Annotated in this window: 18 protein-coding genes and 1 pseudogene; 9 read left to right on the forward strand and 10 right to left on the reverse strand. The window is 45.6% G+C overall.

What is annotated here, in order from left to right; genetic code table 11:
• Positions 1-189: 189 nt before the first annotated feature.
• From QD47_RS07180 to QD47_RS07210, 7 genes are all read left to right on the forward strand, one after another.
• Positions 190-864, forward strand: a complete 675-nt coding sequence (locus QD47_RS07180) for a succinate dehydrogenase cytochrome b558 subunit (RefSeq protein WP_044645480.1) — start codon at positions 190-192, stop codon at positions 862-864.
• Between the two features lie 106 nt (positions 865-970).
• A complete protein-coding gene (gene sdhA, locus QD47_RS07185; protein ID WP_044645481.1) occupies positions 971-2,716 on the forward strand; it encodes a succinate dehydrogenase flavoprotein subunit in 1,746 nt (581 codons plus the stop codon).
• Between the two features lie 28 nt (positions 2,717-2,744).
• Positions 2,745-3,512 (forward strand): succinate dehydrogenase iron-sulfur subunit, encoded by a 768-nt coding sequence (sdhB, locus tag QD47_RS07190; RefSeq protein ID WP_014277823.1) that lies wholly within the window; start codon positions 2,745-2,747, stop codon positions 3,510-3,512.
• Between the two features lie 173 nt (positions 3,513-3,685).
• On the forward strand, positions 3,686-4,495 hold the full coding sequence (locus QD47_RS07195) for an AAC(3) family N-acetyltransferase (RefSeq protein ID WP_044645508.1): 810 nt from the start codon (positions 3,686-3,688) through the stop codon (positions 4,493-4,495).
• A gap of 88 nt (positions 4,496-4,583) precedes the next feature.
• Positions 4,584-5,528, forward strand: coding sequence for a metallophosphoesterase (locus tag QD47_RS07200; protein ID WP_044645482.1), 945 nt, complete (start codon positions 4,584-4,586; stop codon positions 5,526-5,528).
• Between the two features lie 123 nt (positions 5,529-5,651).
• Positions 5,652-6,392, forward strand: coding sequence for a metallophosphoesterase family protein (locus tag QD47_RS07205; protein WP_044645483.1), 741 nt, complete (start codon positions 5,652-5,654; stop codon positions 6,390-6,392).
• A 52-nt stretch (positions 6,393-6,444) separates the two neighbouring features.
• Positions 6,445-7,068, forward strand: coding sequence for a GNAT family N-acetyltransferase (locus tag QD47_RS07210; RefSeq protein ID WP_044645484.1), 624 nt, complete (start codon positions 6,445-6,447; stop codon positions 7,066-7,068).
• Positions 7,069-7,251: 183 nt separating this feature from the next.
• On the opposite strand, the gene QD47_RS07215 is transcribed toward QD47_RS07210, so the two are convergent.
• The gene (locus QD47_RS07215) at positions 7,252-8,139 is read right to left on the reverse strand and encodes an NAD(P)H-binding protein (RefSeq protein ID WP_044645485.1); all 888 of its coding nucleotides are present in this window, start codon (positions 8,137-8,139) and stop codon (positions 7,252-7,254) included.
• A gap of 640 nt (positions 8,140-8,779) precedes the next feature.
• Between QD47_RS07215 and QD47_RS34060 the strand changes: the two genes are divergently transcribed.
• Positions 8,780-8,947, forward strand: coding sequence for a DUF3237 family protein (locus tag QD47_RS34060; protein WP_412177961.1), 168 nt, complete (start codon positions 8,780-8,782; stop codon positions 8,945-8,947).
• Between the two features lie 288 nt (positions 8,948-9,235).
• On the opposite strand, the gene QD47_RS07225 is transcribed toward QD47_RS34060, so the two are convergent.
• The 6 genes and pseudogenes from QD47_RS07225 to QD47_RS07250 form a co-directional block, all read right to left on the reverse strand.
• Positions 9,236-9,433 (reverse strand): hypothetical protein, encoded by a 198-nt coding sequence (locus QD47_RS07225; protein WP_235332205.1) that lies wholly within the window; start codon positions 9,431-9,433, stop codon positions 9,236-9,238.
• A 292-nt stretch (positions 9,434-9,725) separates the two neighbouring features.
• A complete protein-coding gene (locus QD47_RS07230; protein ID WP_044645487.1) occupies positions 9,726-10,124 on the reverse strand; it encodes a hypothetical protein in 399 nt (132 codons plus the stop codon).
• A 15-nt stretch (positions 10,125-10,139) separates the two neighbouring features.
• A complete protein-coding gene (locus QD47_RS07235) occupies positions 10,140-10,487 on the reverse strand; it encodes a hypothetical protein (protein WP_044645488.1) in 348 nt (115 codons plus the stop codon).
• A 171-nt stretch (positions 10,488-10,658) separates the two neighbouring features.
• Positions 10,659-11,882 carry an IS110 family RNA-guided transposase gene (locus QD47_RS07240; RefSeq protein ID WP_044645489.1) on the reverse strand — a complete coding sequence of 408 codons (1,224 nt, stop codon included), beginning with the start codon at positions 11,880-11,882 and terminating at the stop codon, positions 10,659-10,661.
• A 131-nt stretch (positions 11,883-12,013) separates the two neighbouring features.
• Complete coding sequence (locus tag QD47_RS07245; protein ID WP_044645490.1) at positions 12,014-12,256, reverse strand: hypothetical protein; 243 nt, start codon at positions 12,254-12,256, stop codon at positions 12,014-12,016.
• 11 nt (positions 12,257-12,267) lie between these two features.
• Positions 12,268-12,999, reverse strand: a pseudogene (locus tag QD47_RS07250) (recombinase family protein).
• A 75-nt stretch (positions 13,000-13,074) separates the two neighbouring features.
• On the opposite strand from QD47_RS07250, the gene QD47_RS30565 reads away from it, so the two are divergent.
• Complete coding sequence (locus tag QD47_RS30565; protein ID WP_412177962.1) at positions 13,075-13,209, forward strand: helix-turn-helix domain-containing protein; 135 nt, start codon at positions 13,075-13,077, stop codon at positions 13,207-13,209.
• Here QD47_RS30565 and QD47_RS07255 read toward each other — a convergent pair.
• From QD47_RS07255 to QD47_RS07265, 3 genes are all read right to left on the reverse strand, one after another.
• The gene (locus tag QD47_RS07255; RefSeq protein ID WP_044645491.1) at positions 13,172-14,032 is read right to left on the reverse strand and encodes a hypothetical protein; all 861 of its coding nucleotides are present in this window, start codon (positions 14,030-14,032) and stop codon (positions 13,172-13,174) included. The two genes, QD47_RS30565 and QD47_RS07255, sit on opposite strands and share 38 nt — an antisense overlap.
• Before the next feature lie 529 nt (positions 14,033-14,561).
• Entirely contained in the window at positions 14,562-14,963 is a 402-nt protein-coding gene (locus QD47_RS07260) for a hypothetical protein (RefSeq protein ID WP_052646726.1), read from the reverse strand.
• A 12-nt stretch (positions 14,964-14,975) separates the two neighbouring features.
• Positions 14,976-17,837: a contractile injection system protein, VgrG/Pvc8 family gene (locus QD47_RS07265; protein WP_235332206.1), complete on the reverse strand. Its 2,862-nt coding sequence runs from the start codon at positions 17,835-17,837 to the stop codon at positions 14,976-14,978.
• Between the last annotated feature and the right edge of the window lie 44 nt (positions 17,838-17,881).

Consider the following 17,881-nt stretch of genomic DNA (forward strand, 5'->3'; position numbering starts at 1 on the left):
CAATTAATACGTATATTGCAATTCCATTATAAGCCGAAAAGGAGTAACATGAAAGCGACACAAGATGTTCACACTTTTGTTTTCCCCTTTAAGGAACACCTTGTTGGACATTTCCTGTCGGAAACTGTCATTTTATATGTTATATTACTATTGAAAACGCTATTATTGGGAGAAGGGAGCATTACCTAGATGAGAGGATTTTATTCCAGAAAGCTGCACTCGCTTCTTGGCGTCATCCCGCTGGCTCTGTTTTTTGTAGAGCATTTGGTGACCAACTTCACAGCGGTGGAGGGCGGCAAGGAAGGATTCAATCGCAGCGTGGCCTTCCTGAATGGTCTACCGCTTGTTATTGTGCTTGAAACGTTATTTATTTACTTGCCATTGCTGTTCCATGGAATCTATGGCTTGTATATCGCTTATCAGGCCGATCCGAATGTCAAAAATTTTGGCTATTCGCGTAACTGGCGCTTTCTGTTTCAGCGCATTTCCGGTGTGATTACGTTCGTATTCATTATCTGGCACGTATATGATACACGTTTCCAGGTGGCTCTGGGTAATGTAACACATGAGGAGCTAGGCGGCGTGATGCATGGCATTGTAACCAATCCGGTTTATTTTACCCTTTATTTAATCAGTGTCGTTTCGGCATCCTTTCACTTTGCTAACGGACTATGGGCTTTTATGGTCAGTTGGGGGATTACGGTGGGACCGCGTGCACAAAAAGTGTCCTCCTATATCTGCATGACCTTGTTCGTGGTTGTATCCATCGGCTTCATCGCTTCCCTGTTGGCATTCCGCAGCGCGGAATTCCAGGAAACGGCAACCGCCTTGATACAAAGCAGTGCTATTCAACAGCTGCTGTAAAAAATGAATGCACACTTTACGTGTTTGCAATACATCGTTTGCAAATTCTATTTCTTATGGTAAAAGGGGATTTGGCTAAAATCCTGAAAAAAAGGAGTGAGCAGAAATGGCAGCATCCAACATTATTGTCGTGGGCGGCGGTCTTGCGGGTCTAATGGCTACGATCAAGGCGGCAGAGGCAGGAGTTCACGTTCATTTATTTTCTTTGGTTCCGGTCAAAAGGTCCCACTCCGTTTGTGCTCAAGGGGGCATCAACGGCGCGGTGAATACGAAGGGGGAAGGCGACTCGCCCTGGATTCACTTTGACGATTCGGTCTATGGCGGCGACTTTCTGGCCAACCAGCCTCCGGTAAAAGCGATGTGCGAAGCGGCTCCGGGGATTATCCATCTCATGGACCGCATGGGTGTCATGTTTAACCGGACACCGGAAGGATTGCTGGATTTCCGTCGCTTCGGCGGTACGCAGCATCATCGGACAGCCTTTGCCGGAGCGACGACAGGGCAGCAGCTTCTGTACGCACTTGATGAGCAGGTACGACGCTGGGAATCCGAGGGCTTGGTGACCAAGTATGAAAACTGGGAGTTTTTACAGGCTGTACTGGATGATGAGAGTATCTGTCGCGGCATCTGTGCGCAGGATTTGCGCACGATGGAAGTGAAGACTTTTGTAGCGGATGCAGTTATTTTGGCATCGGGCGGACCTGGCATTATTTTCGGTAAAACCACGAATTCCGTGATTAATACCGGTACGGCTGCCGGGGCGGTATATCAGCAGGGCGTACGCTATGCCAACGGCGAGTTTATCCAGATTCATCCGACGGCTATTCCGGGGGATGACAAGCTGCGTCTGATGTCCGAGTCGGCACGGGGAGAGGGCGGCCGTATTTGGACGTATAAGGACGGCAAGCCGTGGTATTTCCTCGAAGAAAAGTATCCGGCTTATGGAAATCTGGTCCCTCGTGATATTGCGACACGTGAAATATTCAGTGTATGCGTCGATGATGGGCTTGGCATTAATGGCGAGAACATGGTGTACCTTGATCTGTCCCACAAGGACCCGAAAGAGCTGGACGTGAAGCTGGGCGGTATTATTGAAATTTATGAAAAATTCGTCGGTGACGATCCGCGTAAAATACCGATGAAAATCTTCCCGGCTGTGCATTATTCGATGGGCGGCATGTGGGTCGATTACAATCAGATGACAAATATTCCGGGGCTGTTTGCTGCAGGGGAATGTGAATTCCAGTATCACGGAGCGAACCGTTTGGGTGCAAACTCGCTGCTGTCAGCTATTTACGGCGGGATGGTGGCTGGACCAAAGGCTGTAGAATACATTAAAGGTTTGAAAAAATCAGCGCAGGATGTAGCTTCCTCCGTGTTCGATGCGGCGGTCAACCAGCAGACAGAGAAGTATGAGCGTATTTTGCATATGGACGGGAAAGAAAATGCCTATGTCCTTCATAAAGAGCTGGGCGAGTGGATGACGAACAACATGACCGTGGTTCGTTATAATGACAAGCTGGAAGCTACGATCCACAAGATCAAGGAGCTGAAGGAGCGTTATTCCAACATTAATATTAATGATGCTTCGCGCTGGAACAATGCGGGTGCGGCGTTCACACGTCAGCTGTGGAATATGATGGAGCTGGCCGAAGCGATGACTAAAGGGGCGCTGCTGCGTAACGAAAGCCGTGGAGCCCACTACAAACCGGACTTCCCGGACCGTAACGATGAGGATTTCCTGAAAACGACGATTGCGGACTGGACACCGGAAGGACCGCAAATCTCATATGAAGCGGTAGATGTTTCGTTGATCAAGCCGCGTATTCGGGATTACTCCAAGAACAAGTAAAAGGAAGATACAGAAAGGAGTGTATTAGATGTCGGAGCAAGCAGTGAAATCGGATAAAACCGTGAAGTTCGTTGTGACCCGTCAGGATGAACCTAATGCGAATCCATATACGGAAGAATTTGAGTTGGCTTATCGACCGGGGATGAATGTAATCAGTGCGTTGATGGAGATTCAACGTAACCCGGTGGACAGCCATGGTAAAGAGACAGCCCCGGTATGCTGGGAGTCGAACTGCCTGGAGGAAGTGTGCGGAGCCTGCTCCATGGTGATTAACGGCAAGCCGCGTCAGGCCTGTGCCGCGCTTGTGGATAAGCTGGAGCAGCCGATTACCATCGCGCCGATGAGCACATTTCCGGTTGTGCGGGATTTGGTCATCGACCGCAGCCGGATGTTTAACGCGCTCAAGAAGGTCAAAGCATGGATTCCGATTGACGGTACCTACGATCTGGGCCCCGGCCCCAGAATGGCAGAGAAGAAGCGTCAATGGGCGTATGAGCTGTCCAAGTGCATGACCTGCGGTGTCTGCCTGGAGGCTTGCCCGAATGTTAACGAGAAAACGACATTCATTGGACCTGCGGCGATATCTCAGGTTCGTCTGTTCAATAGTCATCCAACTGGGGAAATGAATCAGGAGGAGCGGCTGGATGCGTTGATGACGGACGACGGGCTGGAGGGCTGCGGTAACTCGCAAAACTGCGTACGTTCCTGCCCGAAGGGCATTCCGTTGACAACCTCCATTGCTGAAATGAACAAGCAAACGACCAAGCATATGTTCAAGCGCTGGTTGACCGTATAGCACTAGACAGTGAATGCTTTATACTAAAACAGGCTTTTTTCCTGAACTGGAGAAAGCCTGTTTTTTTGTGCTCAGGACAGATAGGAGTTACCATGGAGGGAGGAGAGTGGGGCAGCAGTTATGGTATAATTATGGTATTGTGTATCGTTTTTGGAGAAAAGGAGGCTGGACAGGTGGCTGTACAACCGATGACGCGACGGCCTGTTACCGGGTCGGATGTGTTGAAGGGATTAAAGGATCTGGGAGTTCAAAAAGGCATGACACTGCTTGTGCACTCGTCGATGCGCAGCTTCGGCAGTTTTGTTCCGGGCGGGGCCTCTGCCATTCTTGCATCGTTAACCGAAGCCATTGGCCCGGAAGGGACGCTGGTCACGCCGACGCAATCCCATGATCTGACCGATCCGTCGACATGGATGAACCCGCCTCTGGATGAGTCATGGTGGGAGCTTGTACGCGAGGAAATGCCTGTCTATGATCCGGCCTGGACACTGACCGGGGGGATGGGTGTCATTGTAGAAACGTTCCGTGGCCTGCCGGGAACACTGCGCAGTGGACACCCGCATGTTTCGTTTGCGGCCCGTGGACCTGTCGCTTCACGCTTGCTGGAGGGGCATGAGCTTGATTTCGGGCTGGGTGAACATTCGCCACTAGCGAAGCTGTATGAGGCAGACGCCTATGTGCTGTTGCTGGGCTGTGGACATGAGAGCAACACGTCCTTTCATTTGGCCGAACACCGCACGGCGTACAATGGACGTGAAGAAACGACTCATCAGGCCCCAATAATGGTGGACGGGGAGAGAGCATGGGTCACTTTTCAGGATTTTAATATTACCTCAGATGATTTTGAGCAGCTGGGCCATGACTTTGAACGGGATTGCCCTGCGTGCTTTACACGGGTCAACATTGGAGAGGCATTCTGTTTTTTAGCGAGGCAGCGCGATTTGGTGGACTACGCAGAACGATGGTTAGCCACCAACCGCTAGAGGGCTAAAAGCGTGAGATATTTGAACATTTGAATCATGAGATATCTGAACTGTACAATAGTTGAATAGATAGCAAGGGGGCACGCATATGGAGAAGACGCCGCAAACCCGCCGCGAGAGTCAGGATGGCTCACACGATGAGGCCGCGATCCCTCCCGGTTCTTGGCGGCGTTCCATTTCAAATGAGCCAGCCAATCCTTTGCGCCGCCGTTTTTTGAAAAAAGCCGCTTTAGCGACAGCCGGAACCGCGCTTTTGACTGGAGGATATGCTTCCTTATGGGAGCCTAATCATTTGGAGATTACACGTTTCACACTAGCTTTGCCCCGTCTGCCGTTGGCTTTTGATGGCATCAGGGTGGTGCATTTTAGTGATGTACATTTGGGCTTTCACATGGATGAGCAGGACCTGCGGGAGCTTGCGGACCGGATTGCAGGACTGGAGCCGGATTTGCTTTGTTTTACAGGTGATATTGTGGATGATTATGCCGTATCTATGAAAGCTGCTGTTCCGGTCATGGCCTCTATGCACGCCACACTCGGCAAATTCGCCATTCTCGGCAATCACGATTATAGAGGGTTACCAGCCGGGGTACAGGAGCTATATCCAAAAACCGGATTTACGTTGCTGAGAAATGAACATGTGATTGTGGAGCGAGCAGGACAGCGAATGGCGATTGTCGGTTTAGAGGATGACATTATGGGCAAACCCAATCCACGGCGTGCCATCCACGGACTACCTGATGAAATGTGCAAGCTGCTGCTTATGCATGAGCCGGATTATGCGGATGTGGCGGCGAGAATGTCCTTTGATCTTCAGCTGTCGGGACATACGCATGGAGGACAGGTGCGCTTGCCTGTCATTGGAGCGCCGATGCCGCCTCCAGGTGGACGCAAGTACATTCAGGGATTATTTCATGTAGGGACCGACAGGATGCCGCTGTATGTCAGCAGGGGCATTGGCATGACCCAACTGCCGATTCGTGTGCTATGCAGGCCGGAGCTGAGTGTCATTACACTGAAATCCGGTCAATAGGCTATTATATGTTTACCTTCAATCAGCATGGCTTGTAACTTACTATCAGGATTTTGCAAAATCCTCACATAAAAAGGGTTTAGTGTAGTCTGTAGCTGTTTCGGATAAAGGAGTGATATTCAGATGGATCGTATTGCTGTCATTTCAGATATACATGGCAATTGGCCTGCCTGCGAGGCGGTGCTGGAGGATATTGCTTCCCGAGGGATTAGTCGTGTGTTTTGTTTGGGCGATCTGATCGGCAAGGGGCCTAGCCCGTGCGAGGTTCTGGAGGCTGTCCGTCAACATTGCGAGGTGGTCGTGCGTGGCAATTGGGATGAGCTGGTTAGCATTACGGATGATCTCAATTTTAGCTGGCAAGCCGAGCGCCTGGGCACAGAACGGCTACAGTATTTGGCAGACCTACCGTTTCATCATGATTTCAGGATGAATGGACGTCGTATCCGTCTGGTGCATGCTTCGCCGCAAAGTGTATATCATCGCGTGCAGCCATGGGATGAGCCGGAGAAAAGACTCGCGATGTTCGACCCGTTGGCCGAGGAAAGTGGAAAAGCCGCTTTTGCCCCGGATGTCGTGGGGTATGGAGATGTGCATAATGCCTTTATACAGCATTTTCAGGGCAAAACGCTTTTTAATGTCGGCAGTGTTGGCAATCCGCTGGATGTAACTCAGGCTTCCTACTGCATTTTGGAGGGGAACATGGGAGAAGAGAGTCCTGCACCTTTTTCCATCCAGTTTGTACGTGTGCCTTATGATATTGAGCTGGCGGTGAGACAGGCTGAGGAAGCAGACGTACCTTCTTTGCCGTATTATATCCGTGAGTTGCGCACAGGCATTTACCGGGGAATTCAGGACCTGGATTGAGTGTACAACCTATTCGCTGCAAAAAGCCAATCCATCCGCAGGAGGGATCATTGTGCTGACCAGAGAAATGCTTCGTTCAGGGTCAGGGCTACCGGAGCTTTATACCGACCGTGTCCGGTTGCGCCAGCTACAAGCAAGGGATTACCCCGCGCTGGAACGGATACTGTCCGATCCATTGGTTATCCGGTATGTGAACCGGATTCGCAAGCCAGTCGATGCGCGGATGCGGCGTCTGGTAGCGCAAATCAGAGTAGCTGCGGATTCCCTGGATTCCCTGCATTTTGCGGTGGAATGGCATGGGGGAAATACAGCAGCAAACAACGAACCCGGCGAACTTAATGAACTCAATGAACGCAGCCACTCGCCGCTGCTCGGTATCGCTTCTTTCCAGCAATGGAATGAAAAAGCGGGTGAGGCGCAGCTAGGCTATATTTTGGACCGTCCTTTCTGGGGACAAGGGCTGGCTACAGAGGTCGTGGAGGAAATGCTGAGATTTGGTTTTGGTGCTTTAAAGCTCAAGAGGATCGAAGGTCGTTGCCAAGAGGATAATCAGGCTTCCGTGCGCGTGTTGATCAAAAATAAGATGCGCCTACTGCGCACAATCAGTGCCTATGATCATTCAGGAGAAGTGCCGAGTGTATTGGTGTTCTCGATTACCCAAGGGGATTATGCATAGAAACGACAGTGGAATATTTTGTTACAGAGATGAAATATAACTGCAAACTAACTCTAACACAGGACGGGTACAATACAGACATGACCCCCTTTTGAATAATATATGTTGCTGGGACCCGATGATTCGGGTCCTCTTTTTTTTGCCTTGTTTCTATGGCAGCTACTTGTGATTTACAAGTTACTTTTATGATTCATAGGAACGGTTCAGGTTGGTGATCAGGTCGGGAAGCCATTCGGTCAGGCTAAGGAACGAGTACCCATTTGACTGGGCTTTGGTCGTATCCATATACCAGGATTGTGTAATACCGAATGGAGACATATGCTCGTCGGCTGTTTTTTCTTGAATCATGGCTTGTTTTCCAGTTACCTGTTCAATGGCGGAAACGAGTTCTCCAATCTTCACAGTACCGTCAGAGCAAGCATTTACGGGTCCTGTCAAATGAGAGTGACCAAGCCAAAGCAGAAAATTTGCGGCTTCGTCAGAACGGATAAACGAGATGTGCGCTGCCGGATTTGGTATGCCGATTTCTATTCCATCACGAACATGCTCAATATGAAAATGAAGTCTTCTCGTATAATCATCTGTTCCTAATACAATCGGAAAACGAACAGCGGCAACCGGGAACGTAGCTTGTTGCATGAAAACCGCTTCTGCCTGCCGTTTAGCCTCCTGATATGTAAAATCGTCCTTGCCGCCTTTGCGAACCAGGTAAGCCTGGGGGTCGAAGACACTCTCGGTCAGCACTTCCGGACTTGGATCGTAGACGGATAAGCTGGAGGTCAGAATATACCGTTTGGCTTTAGTATCAAAAATGCGGCAGGCTTCTCTGGCTTCATCTGGAGAAAAGCAAATATTATCGTAGACAACATCCCAAACCTGCTCACCTACCGCCTCAGCCAGCGCTTCGGCATCGTTACGATCTGCAATAATCCGTTGGACGCGGTCACTGAACGAATCGCTTGTTTGACCTCTCGTGAGGATCGTAACGTTATTCTCGGAATCCTTCACCAGACGTTCCACCAGCCTTTTTCCAAAAAAGCGCGTTCCACCTAATACAAGTATCTTTCTCATTCATGAATCACTCCTTAAGGGATTGGTTTTATTAAGGTAGACGGAATAATGTTCTCAAAGGAAACGGAACGATGAAAGGATTATTTTTCTATAATAATAGTACAAGAAAGGGTTCCGCATGAAAAAAATAAGTCTATTTCAATTTATCATTGTTGTGTTTATGATTTTTGGCGGTTATGTCCCTTTGATGGATTACCTGAATCATAAAAGTTTTGTCTTATTCAATTTTTCGTTACATTCAAGCTTTCATCTGGTGTTATTTCTTCTTGCTGTTATTGCGTTATTTGCGGGGATACTGTATTTCTTTTTTAATACACCCTACAGTAAAGTCATTTTAGCAATTGTGGTTTTCATAAACGGCTTGTATACAACGACAGGTATTTTTGTCTTTCTCACTCTAAATTTTGATCTGAGTAATATTCCCCTGTTCTTCTTAGCTTTATTATTTTCTATATTTGAGCTCATCGTAGGTAGGCAACTATTCCGAGAAAAATGACGTTGTAATCTTAAAATAACCCAATTTGACGACACAGAAATATAGGAATAATTATATATGTAAATATAAACATGTAAATATATATAAAGAAAGAGTCTTTCAGCACGTTATGTAATTGAAACCCATGATGGAGAAAAAATTCATATTGAAAACAATGAAATCCGATGTGTGCCTGAGCAATTTATAGATCAAGTAAAGGCAGGGAAAGTTATTGATCCGGAGCATGTTTACTTTCGAACCACACCTAAATTTCAAGCTCCAAGCCCCTTATATCAATGGCTGAACAATTATATTTTTATAGGACAGCGCTAAGACTGCCTGATAAGGTATTACTTAAAATTTACTTAGTTCATTAATAGGAAAATTGAGCAGGGAGGTTTAATACATATAGTTTCTTTTGGGGGAAAATGTATTCAAGCGGTTGTTGGCATTTTATTTTTATCTTGGAGAGTGAAATGAGCATAGATGAAATATTGAGCTAACGGAATCATAGGATAACACTATCAGTAGGCTAACGAGTAACTGTGGGTTGTATGACGGGAAGGATCAATCGAATCCCGTCTTTAACTCCTTCCATATAGATGGATTGTTTGTCTTGACTTACCTGATAGCCATGGCTTCTTCCCATTCGGATAACAAATGTTGAATATTCTCGTTTTGATTCATTTTGAATTGCTCAACTTGAGTGAACAGAGGCTCATCTTCTAATGAACATGAAGCCTGTTGTTCACTGTCAAGTTCTAATTGATAAAATCGTTGGCGTAATGCTTCTTGAAACCAATCTGGCCAATCTGACATAACACATTTCCCTCCCGTGGTTGAAGTGTGTGTATGTTAACTCTGATAGGAAGGGATGGCAAGTCATTGTTTTTAGTTGAAAAGGCTCATTCCTAACTCATAGTCAAGTTGGAATAAGCCTTCGAAAATTTATCAAGTGTTTGTCAAGTTGTTTTGTGTATGGTGCTAAGATTGTAAGTCGAGTCTGCACAAAATTATTGATAGGCTCGTAATATATAATATTGATTTAACAATGTAAATACCTATATAAATCCTGTTAGAATGTTTGTAACTTATGAGGTTCACATTGTATCTAAAGTAGTGCCTTGAATGGAGGATGACCTGTTTCTTGATTTTGTAATATGCTAGGTTTACGGAATCTTAAGCTTGTTTGAATTTTAAAAATTGCTACATAATCTTTTACCTCTTCAAAAGAAATATTCAGCCAAATGGGTACAAGAGGGATTAATCCAGTAAATAGTTTTATTATCTCATCCAACTCTAAATATCTCCCGTTAGTATTTTCTTTACTTAAAAGGGTTAATTTAATCCATTCATCTGTTGAGTTTAAGTTTTTTCCATGCTCTTCTACAGGCTCCACAATAAACCGGATTTCTTGGTTTATTAAACCTTTTTGTTTTTTTACTTCATCAACGGTCTTCAATAAATTTTCTCTAAAAAGTTGCTTATTCATTTGTGTTATTTTTTCCAATTTAAGATGCTCCTATTATTTTATTTTTTTGCTTACCACTTTTTCGGCTTCTGTAAGATAGCCCGATTTATTTATCTCAAATTTATATAATTCAATCCACCCTCCTTTTACCTTTACTCCAGCTTTTTCAAATAGTTCTGGATAGTTTGATGCTTCAACTACTGTTGGCCGATAATGGCCTGACTTATTATCAATTCTTCTTACTTCTCCTTGACCGTTTATTTTTAATTGCCCTGCCGCAAGAACTTCATCTCGATTACCTAAAGTATGATGTCGTTTACCAATAACTAATTTACCATTTTTATCTATAACAAAATCCACCTGTGTTCTGCCGTTAATTCCTTTGATTTTTCCGTTTTTCAAAGTATATGTGAGTATTTTCCCGTCTTTAGGTAACCCTTCATCAGGGAATTTATTCTTGATTGTTGAACTAGCTTTACCCGTCCCCTAAGTAGTAATCTTAAATTAGGGAATAAAGAAGATGGTAACCATTTTTCCAATTACCACCATTATATCATCCTGCTTTGAGTTCCGTTATGGACTTGCCGCCCTGTATTCGGTTTTGTTCTTCATCATGCCATAGATAATATTTACAAGCCTTCTCATGACGCATATGAAGGCTTGTTTCTTCGTCTTGCCTTCTGCTAGCTTCCGTTGATAGAACTCGTAGAATAAGGGATTACGCTGTCTCTTGTTCTTCCCTTTGGCAACTTGGATTTGCTGAACGGCAAGGTTATGGAAGATGGCGTTCAGAACACGATTACCTTGTCCACTGGCTTGGTCTTTGCCCTTGCCGCCTGAACTAAAGCGGACAGGTGCAATTCCTGCAAAACGGGCTAGCTTGTCAGCGTTAGAGAATCGACGAATATCTCCGATTTCAGCAATCAGTTCCGCCGCTGTAACGGTGCTAATTCCATCCATCGACTCTAGCCTGTAATCAGTCTGTGCCAATACCACCCGAAGCTGTTCCTCGATTTGGTTGATGAGTTCTCGACTTCTCCGCATGTCCTTGACCATGTTAACAATGAGGAAGTCCCTGTATTCTTGGAAGTTCCGCTTAGTCTCGCCGTCCTGCTTAATCAATTCTAGTATTTCTTCTGCCTTACGGGTCGAACAGGTGTTATGACTCGCTTGGCGTAGATATTCCGCCAGTTCATCTACCCCCACGGTCAACGCCTGATGCGGAGCAGGATGCTTCTCCCAAAAGGCAAGGGCGGCTTTACCGTCGATGTCACAGAAGAATTTCTTGTAGGACGGATAGTGATAACTTAACTGTTGATGCATTTGATTCTTCAAGCCACTGGCATATTTGACGATGGCGTTCCGCCTCGCTACCAGTTGACCTAATGTCCAGTACAAGTCTTGCGGATTCGCATCCGGCAATTCATCGAGTCTTGCAAGGAGTACCTTGGCGATGCAGAATGCATCCCAACTGTTGCTCTTTTGCGTAGTCGCATGGCTCATTCGTTCGCTGTAGGACAGAGCAGAATTCACTTCCTTAACGATTTGCTTCTTCTCGACTAGGTGGACGGCTAAGGCTCTGCCGTTGCCGCCCGTATCTTCTAACCCATATACAGGGGTCAAGCCTTTTGCCGTATGCTTCTTGACGAACTTCATCAGGTCATCGAATGCAGACGGTTTATTCTCAATCTGAATCTCACCAAGCCGCTCGTTCCAACAGTTGATGATGACCGCCGTATGGTGGGCTTTATGTAAATCCAGACCGACATAGATGTGATATTGTTTGTAGTGGCTCAAAAGACTTCACCCCTGATTACGGATTCTGTCGTGACTCAGGTAAAGAATAGGGGCAACCTCAGTTCAAGCGTTACTCTTTCGAGCAGCAATGGGACGCAAGCCTCTCTATTCCTTGCCTTAAATGTCACCAGTTATTTCAGTTTAAAAGCCAGAAATGCTTTTGCTGATTTCAAATGTAAAAGTTCCAGACGCACTGTGTCTTCCAATTGGTGGATGGCTAGCAATACTTCTTCTACCATCAGTTTGTCAAAAATTTCACCATATCGGAAGATATGGTCAAATATCGCATGTTGGCATTGTTCCAACGTTTCAAGTTTCTTGTAATAGCTGTCTTCCTGTTCGACGTAGCAATTGTAGGTTTCCATCTGCTCCATGCCGCCACCGCCTATATAATGGCTTGATGAAGCCCATTGGCTTCAATGCCACCGTAGAGATAAGTACCTTCGTATAACGGTCGGCGATCAAGGATGCGTTTAATCTGTACCTTTGTAAACTTCTTGCCCTGTTGTGTCGTAAAGCCGTCATCATTCATTTGATACGCTAATTGAGATTATGACCAGTCAGGAAATAACTCCTTGAGTTCAAACAATCGCTGTACAGCGGTAGCTTCATCGAGATTAATTTCGATTGCCTTCTGACCTTTCTTCGCTTTGTAGCCGAACGCCGCCCGACCTCCTGCGTAGCCGCCTTGCTGTGCTTTCTTGTTGCGTCCTCGACTTAACTTCATCGAGATTTCAAGCCGTTGGTATGCGTCAAGCAGTTCCATAAGCCCATTGATTAAGAAATCGGATGGGTCTTTCTTGTAGATGCTGTAAGTCGGTTGTTCAATGCTACGAACATCCACGCCATGCTTTTTGAACTCTCGATGAACGAGAACTTTCACGATGTCAGACCGCCAGAGACGGCTTGTATTGAGTACGACAACTGCATCCACATTTTGGGCGGCAATAGCCGTCAGCAGGCTCTGAAAGCCGATTCTGTCCACCTCAAGGGCTTCTTCGTCAATCTTCGCCCCACTGATTCCTTCGTCAGTGAAGATGTGAAGTAAGTTCCATCCCTGTTCCTGACAATAGGAACGGATTTCGTCCTGCTGATACGATAAGCTGTGAGCAAGTATCTTATGCCGATACGACTTAGATTAAAAGCAATCCTTGAGGAAAAAGGAATGTCTCAAAGGGAATTGGCTCGGCTAATGAATGTTCGCCCTAATACAATCAGTCATCTATGCTCCGATAAGGTCAATGCGGCATACTTCGATACACTGGAACAAATTTGTCGGACGCTTGACATTAGCCTGAACGAACTTCTTGTACTGGAAGATGACTAATCTTGCCGGATAGAATGGCACAAGGGAGCGTTATTGCCTCCTGCCATTGCTCCGCCGCCAGATCGTTCAGGTCTAGTATATCCTGCGTTCTCATCTGTTCTTGAATTTGTTTACGGTAATAAGGAGTTGTATTCTGCGGTAGAAGTTCTCCTTGCTGAATTTCCTGAACAAGCCGCCCCACCTTCGGGGCAAACTTGGATAAGTCCGTCAGCACAGCACATAGATATTTACTGTTAAACTGCGGCGGATACTGAACGAGCGAAGCAAGCTGTATCTTTCCCTTCGGTGCATATACAATCTCTATCCTCGTTCTCTCCCCTTTGATTTCCTGCCGCCCTGTCTCCAACAACTGACGTTTCTTGTCATATACCCGACAATAGCCATCTTCCTGTCGCTGATGCTTGCCGTTGTAATAACGAGTTCCTTTGAACGGTCGTAACCTGCGACCCTTCGTTGACATTGTAAACAGGTCATTTATTGGAACAGGGATGTCGAAAGCAACGTCACAACGTACAAACAAGATTTCGTTGGCATAGTCTCGGATTTGTTCAAGCCAATGACGGAAGTAGACAAGCGACTTCGGGTAGACCTCAATTCTTAACGTGTTCTTTCGAGTTTTCGGAGCATAAACCAACTTATAGGAGATGTGCAGGAAGTGTTCCCCTGTGTTGATTCTGATACGGTATTGAAATCCTCTATCCCCCACCGTCATCCTGACCCCGTAATAGTGACAGATTCGTTTATGGAACTCATTGAAGAAGTCCCAGTACACGTCTGTAAAGTCAATGACAATACGGTCTATGGATACCGTTACCCCTTTCATGTGCCACCCCCTCCCGAATTTTTCATGAATTTCGGGCTTAATTAGGGGGCAGGTGGCTAGCCTTTAAACGTTACCCTGCCTGTTGTATGTCAACTGGTCGTCACCAGATTATCCTTACACAATAAAGATCGTAACTACTATCAAATTCGTTGCATGCTTCCTTGTAAAAATGGTTCAGATACAGCCTCGCAATATAGTGGTCGAACTATCCTGCAATTTAGGTGCAATGTTTCTAGCCTACATCCATCAGGAAACGTAATTTACAGTTGTGAATGATTTTGAAAAATCGGTGAGAAAGCGAACATAACAAAAAACAGATCCATTATGGTGGTATCTGACCATAATCGACCTGTTCAATGTAACGGAATAGCGTTATTTAGGTTATAAAATTAAAGCATTTGATGTGCGTACAACCGAAATGAAGAAATCTTTATACGGGTATTACATGGGTTATTTGTGTTATTAGTTGAATGATGGGTTTATTCGGCACTGGGTAGCCCCCACCGCTAACTACTGTATGCTCATCCCATTATTTCGGAAAAGGGGTATCATTTAGAATTTTACATGATATTTTTTTTGCAACAATGAAAATCGGTGGGCTTTCAAAATCCTCCACACTTACTTTGAAGATGTAATTCCCTAGTTCCACCTTGTATTTTTGATTCATTTCAAGAGTTTCTTCATCATTGGCTAGTTCAATAAATACTTTTGATGTGTCTGTGTGCCATAAAAACAAAGTTGAAACAAAATATGGTTCTTCAAACTCAATATCTATCGCGTACTCATTACTACTTTGGTCTATGCTACCTGACAAAACAATTTGCCATGTGTTCATTTGACAAAATTCAAAGTCCATCCATAAACATTGGCTTAAATACAAGTTAATTTTGTCAATCTCTTTCTTAACCTCATCTAAACTCATTACAAACATAAAAATCATCTCCTAAGGTAAGTCTATGTGAGTATTTTTTGCTCCAGTAACGTTAAAATTCGGGTTCAAGTCTCCCTTTTTATTAAACTCTTTCAGTTCACTTTCCTTGTACCATTTTCCATCTGTCCCCAAATATTCAGTACCACTTCCTTGAACTTTAGGGTCAGGATTAGGAACTGATTTTCTTGAGACTCTATATATACTTCCAGCATTGGTGTGTTGACTATTGCCGGGATGTATTCTTACCTCGTATACATAACCATCTGCCGTCCAAGGATGCTTAAGTCCATTTGGTATGCTCGTCAATCCCTGTTGTTCCAACGCTTCATCAAGGAAATCTTTAGGATTTGTTGAGTTGAGGAGATTCCTTCCCTGACCACCATTACCCGTCCCCTCAGTTTTGGGTGGTTCGATTGGTTTTGAAGGCGTAGGTTTAACTGTTACCGGTTTTCTTATATTACCCTCTGGAACTTTAATCGGCCCAGAAGGTATTTTTATCCCATTTAACTTAACACCAATTGAAGCTCCAACGCCTGGAAAACTATTAACTATACTACCGAGAATAATAGTATCGGCTTGTGCTTTTGTTATTTTTTTTCCGGTTATAGAATCATAACCTTGTTGAGCTGCTTTCATGTGTTTTATGGTAAAATCCTCATGAACAGGTTCCTGTTTTATTTTGATTTCTCCACTTTGGACAGCTTTCTTATAGGCCATGGTAGCATTGCTTGATTCCGGAGTAATATAACCATCTTGGGTGAAATACCACTCATCTCTTATCGTCATTCTACCATATTTGCTATAGTCATAGGCTGCTTTAGTCTTTCCCTTTTCCTTAGAGATATCGTATTTGGCTTTATCGGTAGGAACTTGTTGCTGGGCATGAGCCTTGGCATTTGATTCTTTCAGTAAGTTCTGCACCAGCTCCAGTGGGCCACCGGAATCAGCCACATGACGTGCACTTGTATACACTTTCCCCAAAATCCACTTGCTATAGTAAGCTTGTTTAGCCAGCTTGTGCTCGTATTGACTAATCAACCCTTGCATGGCTAAACCAGCCAAGTGTTTGAGCGGATGTAACCCCGTTCCTTTAGCATCGCCAACCGTTGGCGTTCCTTTAGCATCGCCAACCGTTGGCGTTCCTTTACTACGAATAGGGATGGCTCCAGTTGCTTGTAACACCGTTTCTGCCACTTTACCTGCTGGTCCACCCACCGTATTCAACATCACACTGGCTACGTTCCCAACTACGGGAATGGAACCTAATAGCTTGGATATCGTCCCCATCAAGGCATTCGCCTGTTGAAGCGCTGCTGGAGTCGTAACTTTTGCTTTAGGAGTAGGGGCTTGGCTGCTCTTGGCTGTTGCGGTTTGTGCGTCCTCATATGCTTTGATGCTCATTAATGGCGGTTCTGGGACAGGAGGGAGGTCAGCTACAAAAACGGGAGCTTTCACCGTCCCTTCCTGATAAATCACTGGAGACTTGGTATCCGTCTCACCATCCAGCACCATGCTACTGGCCCCACCTTTTAGATGAAGGGCTGTTCCAGCTTCTAACGACAGTTCCTCACCTGCATCGAGCTTCACGTGACTACCCTGAATCTGTACATCCCCTAGGCTGTTGATGGTGATGCCCGTATCCTCGTGCAGTGTAATAGAAAATCCATCCGAGGTGGAGAGGGTCAATTCATGCTCAGACATTTCTACCCCGCTACCTTGCACATGTTGCCATACCTTCACATTCGGCTGTCCATTTGTGTGGCGTTGTTGTCGTAGCGAATCGGTCACATAGGCATCCTGTTCGCTGTGTGTAGGCAGATACAGTTCGACCTGTTCCCCAATCTCAGGCATATCGTACCAGCCGCTATGTTCTTCGGCTACATATCGAGTCGCTACAGGAAACCAACAGGCTTTGGCAGGATCTTGCTTCGGGTCGATATCCAGTTGAAGCTGTACGAAATCCTGCTGTACCTTGAGCACCGTTCCTGTCAGCGAAATCCCGGTGGCCTGATCGTTTTCATACCGGGCATAGCGAATATTCTGTTCCGCTTGGAGATCATAGCGGGTACGCAGTAAGCCATCCTCTAACTGTGTCACTGCCCGAACGACGACCAGTTCTTTGCCTTGACTAATGGGTAACGTGATGAGGTCACCTAGAGCGTAGTATTGCAGACTTTCAATTGTATAGGTGACATACGAGCCAGCACGTTGTTCTCCGGGCTTTTCCGCATCCAACTCATGAAACGTTTTTCGTACCCTGTAAAACACATCCCGTTCCACTTTGTGCTGCTTGCCTTCTGGCATCCCGAAGAAAACTTTGGGTGAGGCTGCGGTTACCTCTGGCACAAGTATTGAACCAAAGCGAGAAGCGAGGCGTTTTAAAAATGCCCAATCCGTCTCCTCATATTGTAAAACAAAAGTATCCAGTTTGGCATAATTAGTTACGGTATCAATGGCGTCTCCATACTGATACTTTCGAACCATTGCGGTGACCAGATCATCATAAGTGCGGTGAATATCTTGGTAGGAGCGTTTTTTTACCTTGATATCCATTTGGTACGAATGGGAAGCAGCTTCCAGTTCAAACGTATACACGCCTCTCACACAATGCACAGACATACTCGTAACAATCCCATGGAACAGCCTTCTTAGCGATTGTCCCTGATCATCCAACTGACGAATGACAATCGGCTCTTGCTCCATATTTTGACCGATACAAGCGGCTCCTTGTTCTTCGGAGAGCATACCACGGATCTGTAAGTACGCATGATCGTTGATGGCACGTGCGATTTGAAGGTATTCAATGTGTAGTGGCTGAAAAGGACCATAAAAGCGCAGGCTTTCATAGCCGATTCCATCTGACAATGCGCTCAAGTGAGTTCATAACTCCTTTCTAGATGTGATGGCTGATTACAAAA

This window comes from Paenibacillus terrae, from assembly GCF_000943545.1.
Classification (GTDB): domain Bacteria; phylum Bacillota; class Bacilli; order Paenibacillales; family Paenibacillaceae; genus Paenibacillus; species Paenibacillus terrae_A.

What these genes read in the sequence shown, in the direction of transcription:
- QD47_RS07225 (WP_235332205.1), bottom strand. Translation starts at nt 9,433, where the DNA reads ATGTCAGATTGGCCAGATTGGTTTCAAGAAGCATTACGCCAACGATTT.
- sdhB (WP_014277823.1), top strand. Translation starts at nt 2,745, where the DNA reads ATGTCGGAGCAAGCAGTGAAATCGGATAAAACCGTGAAGTTCGTTGTG.
- QD47_RS07245 (WP_044645490.1), bottom strand. Translation starts at nt 12,256, where the DNA reads ATGGAGCAGATGGAAACCTACAATTGCTACGTCGAACAGGAAGACAGC.
- QD47_RS07200 (WP_044645482.1), top strand. Translation starts at nt 4,584, where the DNA reads ATGGAGAAGACGCCGCAAACCCGCCGCGAGAGTCAGGATGGCTCACAC.
- QD47_RS07205 (WP_044645483.1), top strand. Translation starts at nt 5,652, where the DNA reads ATGGATCGTATTGCTGTCATTTCAGATATACATGGCAATTGGCCTGCC.
- QD47_RS07255 (WP_044645491.1), bottom strand. Translation starts at nt 14,032, where the DNA reads ATGAAAGGGGTAACGGTATCCATAGACCGTATTGTCATTGACTTTACA.
- QD47_RS30565 (WP_412177962.1), top strand. Translation starts at nt 13,075, where the DNA reads ATGAATGTTCGCCCTAATACAATCAGTCATCTATGCTCCGATAAGGTC.
- QD47_RS07215 (WP_044645485.1), bottom strand. Translation starts at nt 8,139, where the DNA reads ATGAGAAAGATACTTGTATTAGGTGGAACGCGCTTTTTTGGAAAAAGG.
- QD47_RS07260 (WP_052646726.1), bottom strand. Translation starts at nt 14,963, where the DNA reads ATGTTTGTAATGAGTTTAGATGAGGTTAAGAAAGAGATTGACAAAATT.
- sdhA (WP_044645481.1), top strand. Translation starts at nt 971, where the DNA reads ATGGCAGCATCCAACATTATTGTCGTGGGCGGCGGTCTTGCGGGTCTA.
- QD47_RS07180 (WP_044645480.1), top strand. Translation starts at nt 190, where the DNA reads ATGAGAGGATTTTATTCCAGAAAGCTGCACTCGCTTCTTGGCGTCATC.